General features: G+C 67.7%; 7 protein-coding genes and 1 pseudogene. All 8 read left to right on the top strand.

The window, feature by feature from the left end; genetic code table 11:
- The first annotated feature begins 56 nt into the window (after positions 1–56).
- Positions 57–461, top strand: a complete 405-nt coding sequence (locus K288_RS0142005) for a biopolymer transporter ExbD (protein ID WP_027584694.1) — start codon at positions 57–59, stop codon at positions 459–461.
- A gap of 167 nt (positions 462–628) precedes the next feature.
- Positions 629–961 carry a hypothetical protein gene (locus tag K288_RS48740; protein WP_244443469.1) on the top strand — a complete coding sequence of 111 codons (333 nt, stop codon included), beginning with the start codon at positions 629–631 and terminating at the stop codon, positions 959–961.
- 53 nt (positions 962–1,014) lie between these two features.
- Positions 1,015–1,692 carry an energy transducer TonB gene (locus tag K288_RS0141995; RefSeq protein ID WP_244443470.1) on the top strand — a complete coding sequence of 226 codons (678 nt, stop codon included), beginning with the start codon at positions 1,015–1,017 and terminating at the stop codon, positions 1,690–1,692.
- Between the two features lie 43 nt (positions 1,693–1,735).
- Positions 1,736–3,607 (top strand): putative porin, encoded by a 1,872-nt coding sequence (locus K288_RS0141990; RefSeq protein WP_027584691.1) that lies wholly within the window; start codon positions 1,736–1,738, stop codon positions 3,605–3,607.
- Positions 3,608–3,609: 2 nt separating this feature from the next.
- A complete protein-coding gene (locus K288_RS0141985) occupies positions 3,610–4,209 on the top strand; it encodes a hypothetical protein (protein WP_027584690.1) in 600 nt (199 codons plus the stop codon).
- Entirely contained in the window at positions 4,206–5,267 is a 1,062-nt protein-coding gene (locus K288_RS0141980; RefSeq protein WP_027584689.1) for a peptidyl-prolyl cis-trans isomerase, read from the top strand. Before K288_RS0141985 ends, K288_RS0141980 begins: the two co-directional genes overlap by 4 nt.
- 8 nt (positions 5,268–5,275) lie before the next feature.
- Complete coding sequence (locus K288_RS0141975; protein ID WP_027584688.1) at positions 5,276–6,025, top strand: hypothetical protein; 750 nt, start codon at positions 5,276–5,278, stop codon at positions 6,023–6,025.
- 115 nt (positions 6,026–6,140) lie between these two features.
- Positions 6,141–6,402 (top strand): annotated as a pseudogene (locus tag K288_RS0141970) (YbjN domain-containing protein); the annotation flags it as partial.

Here is a 6,402-nt window from a genome sequence, read left to right as displayed (position 1 = left end):
TATTCCGCCGACCGTCCGGATCCGATCGAGCAGCGCATGGCCGCGGAGTAACGGCGATGCAGCTGCAGAGCGACTCCAAGCCGTATGACGACATCAACATCACGCCGATGCTGGACCTCGCCTACGTGCTGTTGGTGATCTTCATCATCATGACCACGGCGACGGTGCAGGGCCAGAAGGTCAACCTGCCGAAGGCCTCGGCGGCGCCGTCGCTGGCGACGCAGACCACCAAGGCGATCACGGTCGCCAATGACGGCAAGATCTTCCTCGACACCATCCCGGTGACGCTGCCCGAGCTCGAGCAGCGTCTGGTGCAGCAGAAGGCGCTGACGCCGGAGTTCCCCGTGGTGCTGCGCGGCGACGCCCAGGCCCAGTATCAAAGCGTGATGGACGTGCTCGACCTGCTCGGCCGCATCGGCCTCAACCAGGTCGGACTCGCCACCAAGCCGCTCGTGAAGTGATGCGATCGTCGATCCCGGTCCCAACGTCGTTCCCTCACACGCCCATTCGGCGCAAGCGCGCCTATGAGCGTGCGCTCAATGCGCTGCAGCGGGCGCTCGTCCGGCTGCGGCTGGTCGGGCCGGCTCTCGATAACCCTGCTTCCTGTACTGCGAGGGAAGAGGATTGCGTGAGCTCTGTCGTTCTGCCGTTTCCCATTCGAGGCGAAGCGCTTCTAGTCAATCTGGCGAACGAACTCCGTGGTCGCGTCACGGCGGGAGAGCTGGAGGATGATCCGTTCCTGGCGACGATATCGCGCGGCCGCCGGCCGCGCCTGTCGATCGACCGCGACGCCTATGTTGAGTTCAACGCGGAGAACGAGACCTTTCATCTGAAGATAGATGCCTCGCCCGTACTGACGCTGACGCTGGAGACGAAGGAGTTCACAAGACTCGTTGAATTCGTCTTTCAATATTTCGTCGAGCGCGATCGCGGTCTGCGGCAGGTCGAGGTCGTGTCGTGAGCAAGCTTCGGGACGATTGGAATCTACCGGACGAGCCGTCAGCGCGCGGCTCCGTGTTCCGCAGCCCCGGGTTGCGCTACGGCGCGGCGCTTGCGGTGATCGCCTTGCTGTTCGGCGGAGTGGGCTATTGGTTGTTCGGTCGGGATGATCTGCCGCCGCCGCGACAGGTCCGCGAGATCACGATCGTCAACATCACGCCGCCACCGCCGCCGCCTCCGACACCTCCGCCGCCCGAGCAGAAGATGATCGAGCAGCCGAAGATGGCCGAGCCCGAGTTCAAGGAAGACAAGCCGATCGAGAAGCCGCAGGACGAGCCGGTCAAGGACGCCAAGAATGACGAGCCGCCTGGCCCGCTGTCGCTTGACGCCAAGGCGACCGGACCCGGCGATCTCTTCAATCTCGGCGGCAAGCCGGGCGGCAATCCGTATGGTGGTGGGGGCGGCGGTGGCAGCCGCTGGGGCTGGTACACGACCATCGTCACCTCGCAGATGGAGGCGGCGATCCGGGCCAATCCGCGGACACGCAACATGTCCGGGCAGCTTCAGGTGAAGCTCTGGGCCGACAGCACCGGCCGGATCAACCGCGTTCTGCTGGTGCCATCGACCGGCGATGCCGAACTCGACGCACTGATAAGCAACGACGTGCTGGGGCGTCTGACGCTGCGGGAGCCGCCGCCGAAGGACATGCCGATGCCGATGGTGACGCGCCTGACCGCGCGTCGGCCGAGCTAATGCGACTGTCAAACACAACGGACTAACGAGGACTGGGGACACAATGTTTGAGATCAATCCAGGTGCAGGCCGGCGCAGGCTGCTGCTCGCTGTTTCGCTGGCTGCGCTGTGCGGCGCGGCGCCGGCATTCGGCCAGACCGCGGACCAGGCCGGCGCGCCGGAGAAGAAGGCGGAGTCGAAGCGGCCGAAAGTGTCGGATGCCAAGCCGACCTCGCCGAATGCCACGGTCAATTTGCTCAACCTGATGGTGAAGCGCAAGCTGCTCAGCGAGGACGACGCGCAGGCGCTGATCAAGCAGGCCGAGGACGAGGCCTATGTGTCGCGCCAGGCCTCCAGGGACGCCTCCAGCAAGGCCGATGAGGCCGCCAAGGCGGCGACCGCGGCGGCGGCCGCGGCCAATCCGCCCGGCACCAAGCACGTGACCTACGTGCCGGAGATCGTGAAGCGGCAATTGCGCGAGGACCTCAAGAAGGAGGTGATGGCGAAGGCCGAGAAGGAGAACTGGGCCTCGCCGGGCCTGTATCCGGAATGGGCCCAGCGCATCCATTTCTACGGCGACGTCCGCGCCCGCTATCACGGCAGCTTCTTCCCGACCGGCAACGATCCGTCGCTGACCAACTTCAACGCCATCAACACCGGCTCGCCCTACGACGTCTCCAACGCCAACCTGACCAATCCGCCGACCTACAACACCTATCAGAACCGCAACCAGGTGCGGCTGCGCGCCCGGCTCGGCCTCGATGCCGACCTCACCAACGGCTTTGCCGCCGGGCTTCGGATCGCCACCGGCGAAAGCAACTCGCCGGTCTCGACCAACCAGACCCTGGGCGGCGGCGGCTCGAACTTCTCCAAATATGCGATCTGGCTCGACCGCGCCTTCCTGAAGTACCAGCTGCCGAACCAGGATCTGATGGCCTCGGTCGGGCGGTTCGACAATCCGTTCTGGTCGCCGACCGACCTGGTCTGGTACCGCGAACTGGGCTTCGACGGCTTCGCGCTGCAGGCCAAGCAGGAGGTGCTGCCGGACATCACGGCGTTCGGCGTGGTCGGCGCGTTCCCGATCTTCAACACCGACTTCAATGCCGGCATCACCAACGCCTCGACCGAGACCGCGAAATTCCCCAGCCACGACAAGTGGCTGTTCGGCGCCCAGGGCGGCTTCGCGATGCGGTTCGATCCGGTCTCGGAATTCCGCTTCGGCGTCGCCTATTACGATTTCGAGAACGTGCAGGGCCAGGCCTCCGAGCCGTGCATCATCGTCGCCAGCTCGGATGGCTGCAGCTCGGACCTGTCGCGGCCGCTGTTTGCCCAGAAGGGCAACACCTACTGGGCGCTGCGCAACATCGCATCCGGCACCTGGAATAATTTCGGCCAGACGGCGCAGTACCAGTATTTCGGCCTGGTGCAGAAGTACCGGCCGCTGGTCGCCAGCGCCTCGCTCGACCTCGGCGACTTCCATCCGTTCCACATCGTGCTCGACAGCGAGTTCGTCTGGAACTCGGCCTTCAATCGCGCGCTGACCGGTCCCGGCACCGGACTGAAGGATCTGCCCACCATTCCCGGCATCGCCCTCAACAACCGCGCCGGCACCGCGGATGGCTCGTTCGGCCCGTTCAACGGCGGCGACATGGGCTGGATGGCGCGCGTCACCGTCGGCAACAAGGAGATCAAGCATTTCGCCGACTGGAACGTGCATGTCGGCTACAAATATCTGGAATCGGACGCCACGCTCGATGCCTTCGCCGATTCCGATTTCGGGCTCGGCGGCACCAACCTCAAGGGCTACTTCCTCGGCGGCAATGTCGGGCTCAGCGACAATGTGTGGGCCTCGCTGCGCTGGCTGAGCGCCAACAACATCGCCGGCTCGCCATACGCCGTCGACGTCCTGCTGGTCGATCTCAACGCGAAGTTCTGATCATGAAGATACGCATCCTGACATTCATCACGGCCGCCGTTGCGGTGTGTTCGCCGCTGGCGCCGGCCCGCGCCGATGCCGAGACCGACCGGCTGCGCGAAGCGCTGCGCAGCGCCACCCTGCAGACCCGGCAGCTGGAGGACCAGCGCACGGCGCTGCAGGCCAAACTGGCCGATGCCGAGCGCGACAAGGCCGCGGCCAAGGCCCAGATCGACACCGCCAAGGCGCAGGTCCGCGAGGTCGAGAAGCAGCATCGCGAGGCGGTCGACGAGTTCAACAAGCGCCTCGTCGAGCGCGACGAGACGCTGGAGAAGTGGAAGTCGGCCTATGAGGAGGCGGCCACGGTCGCGCGCGACAAGGACGCCGCGCGGGCCAGGTTCGAGGGCGAGGCCAACGCCTACAAGGCCTCGACCAAGGGCTGCGTCGCCAGGAACGGCCAGATGCTGAAGGCCGGCCGCGAGCTCTTGAAGGAATACAGGAGCGTCACGATCGGGGACACGATCGTCGCGCATGAGCCGATGCTGGGGCTGCGCCGGGTGGAAATCCAGAACAGGATCCAGGACGCCGGCGACAGGATCCTCGACCAGAAGGCAGACCAATGACCCTTGCTCCTCTCCGCGGCGCACGCCAGCTGCGCTCCCTGCGCGTGTCGCTCCTGGCAACGGCGCTCGCCGGCCTGCCGCTCGGCGCCGTGGCCCAGACCGCGGCGCCGCCGCCGCCGCGCCCGGTGCCGGCCGTCGCCAAGCCGAAGCCGGCCGTCCCCGCCGCAGTGGCCCCGCAGCAGGCGGCGGCCACGGCGACGCAGGGCGCGGCCACCGCCAGGTCGGCGGCCGGCGACGACGTGATCGCCCGGGTCGGCACCACCAACATCTCGGCCGACCAGATCCGGGCCTATGTCGCCGCGCTCGGGCCGCGCGAACGGGCGGCCTACGGGCAGGATCCGGGCCTGCTCAGCCAGGCGGTGCGGCTGATGCTCGCCAACCGCCTGGTGCTGCAGGAGGTCGCGGCCAAGAAGTGGGACCAGCAGCCGGCGATCGCCGAACAGCTCGAGCGGGTGCGCGAGAGCGCGGTTGCCGAACTCTATCTGCAGCAGCTCTCGACCCCGCCGGCCAGCTTCCCGAGCGAGGACGAATTGCAGAAGGTCTATGATGCCAACCGCGCCTCGTTCCTGATGCCGCGGCAATTCGAACTGGCGCAGATTTTCGTCGCGGTGGCCAAGGACGCCGACAAGGCGGCCGAGGACAAGGCCAAGAAGACCGTCGAGGAGCTGCAGCGCAAGCTGAAGGTCCCCGGCGCCGACTTCGCCGCGCTCGCCAACGACACCAGCGAGACCAGGAATGGCGGCGAGCTCGGCTGGCTCGCGGAAAGCCAGATCCGGCCGGAGATCCGCACCCAGGTGATGGCGCTCGCCAAGAATGCGATCGCCGAGCCGATCAAGCTCGACGACGGCTGGCACATCATCAAGCTGATCGACACCAAGGCCGCCTACACCCGGACCTTGCCCGAGGTGCGCGAGCCGCTGCTCCAGCAGATGCGCAGCGAGCGGGCGAGCCTGCTGCGGCGCGCCTACATCGCCGAGCTCCTGAAGCAGAATCCGCCTGTGATCAACGAGCTCGCGCTGTCGGGCCTGCTCGGCGCCCAGACGCCGGCGGCGAGGTAGCGTTCGCGATGCCCGCCGTGCCGCCCAGCGCCGAACCGGCCCCGGAGGTGATGCTGACCGCAGCCCGGCTGCGGACGCTGCTGGCGATGGGCGGCTATCGCGGCGCCGTGATTGCGACCTGGCGGCGCCATGTCCTGCCGGTCGGCTGCCGGGTCTGCCTGCAGTTCGGCGATCAGCTCGCGCACGACGGCGACGGCCTGACCGATGTGGTGATCCGATGCAGCCTTCAGCTCAACGGCCAGGACGAGCGCGTCGGCGAGGTCAGCTATTGGCAGATCCGCAAGCTGCTGCCGGCCACGGTCGAGGGCCAGCGCGTCCATTTCGCACTCGAGACCGACCTGTTGCTCGGCAGCACGATCCGGCTCGACGACGTGCTGGCGCAGGGCGCGGCGGTCGTCCGCCATCTGCGGCTGTTGCTCAAGGATGCGCAGCTGACGCTGGCGCAGCTGCCCGTCAACGACCGGCTCGGCGCGGCGGCCCGTCCGCCGGTGCTGCGGATCGAGGCCGGCTTCGCCGCCGACCTCGCCGCCGGACGCTCCGGCCTGGTGGCGCCCGATCCGCACGACGCCGCCGCGCCGGTCCGCACCACCACGCGCCATGTCGCGCTCGGCAGCGCCGCCTGCGCCTGCCTGGCCGACCAGGTGCTGCCCGACCTGGCGCAGGCCGCGCGCGCCATGATCGCGCAGGACCGCGCGGCCCGCTCGCCCGGGACGGCGCCCTGGGCCTCCCCGGTGCTGCCCGCAAGCGCCGCCTTGTGATGCCGATGACGCGGGGAGTGTCGTCGGCGCATTGCAACCTCTGCCCCCCACGCCGGCAGCCGTCCGCTGCCATGGGCCGATCCGCTCACCCACCACAGCCGTTACGGAGTTTGCCATGTCCGATGCCACGATCACCCACCTGACCCTCGACAGCCTGCGCGAATTGTTTCAGCTCGCCGGCTATCGGGTCGAGACCCTGACCGATCCGGTCGCGGGCCTCGCCTACCTGCGCTCCGCCACCAACGGGCTCGCCTTCGACGTCCGTCCCGGCAACCCGACCGCCGGCGAGCCGCAGGGCTTCCTCGACGTCGCCCTCATCGCCGTGCTGCAGGTCCAGGGCGAACTGCCGCTCGAATTGGTCAACCGCTGGAACGCCA

Source organism: Bradyrhizobium sp. Ai1a-2, from assembly GCF_000426245.1.
Taxonomy (GTDB): domain Bacteria; phylum Pseudomonadota; class Alphaproteobacteria; order Rhizobiales; family Xanthobacteraceae; genus Bradyrhizobium.
Note: the sequence above shows the minus strand (reverse complement) of the source record. Positions and strands in the feature narration are given on the sequence as shown.

Bases quoted from the DNA above. Each gene is read 5' to 3' on its own strand.
- K288_RS0142005 (WP_027584694.1), top strand. From the start codon at position 57: ATGCAGCTGCAGAGCGACTCCAAGCCGTATGACGACATCAACATCACG.
- K288_RS0141990 (WP_027584691.1), top strand. From the start codon at position 1,736: ATGTTTGAGATCAATCCAGGTGCAGGCCGGCGCAGGCTGCTGCTCGCT.
- K288_RS0141985 (WP_027584690.1), top strand. From the start codon at position 3,610: ATGAAGATACGCATCCTGACATTCATCACGGCCGCCGTTGCGGTGTGT.
- K288_RS0141980 (WP_027584689.1), top strand. From the start codon at position 4,206: ATGACCCTTGCTCCTCTCCGCGGCGCACGCCAGCTGCGCTCCCTGCGC.
- K288_RS0141975 (WP_027584688.1), top strand. From the start codon at position 5,276: ATGCCCGCCGTGCCGCCCAGCGCCGAACCGGCCCCGGAGGTGATGCTG.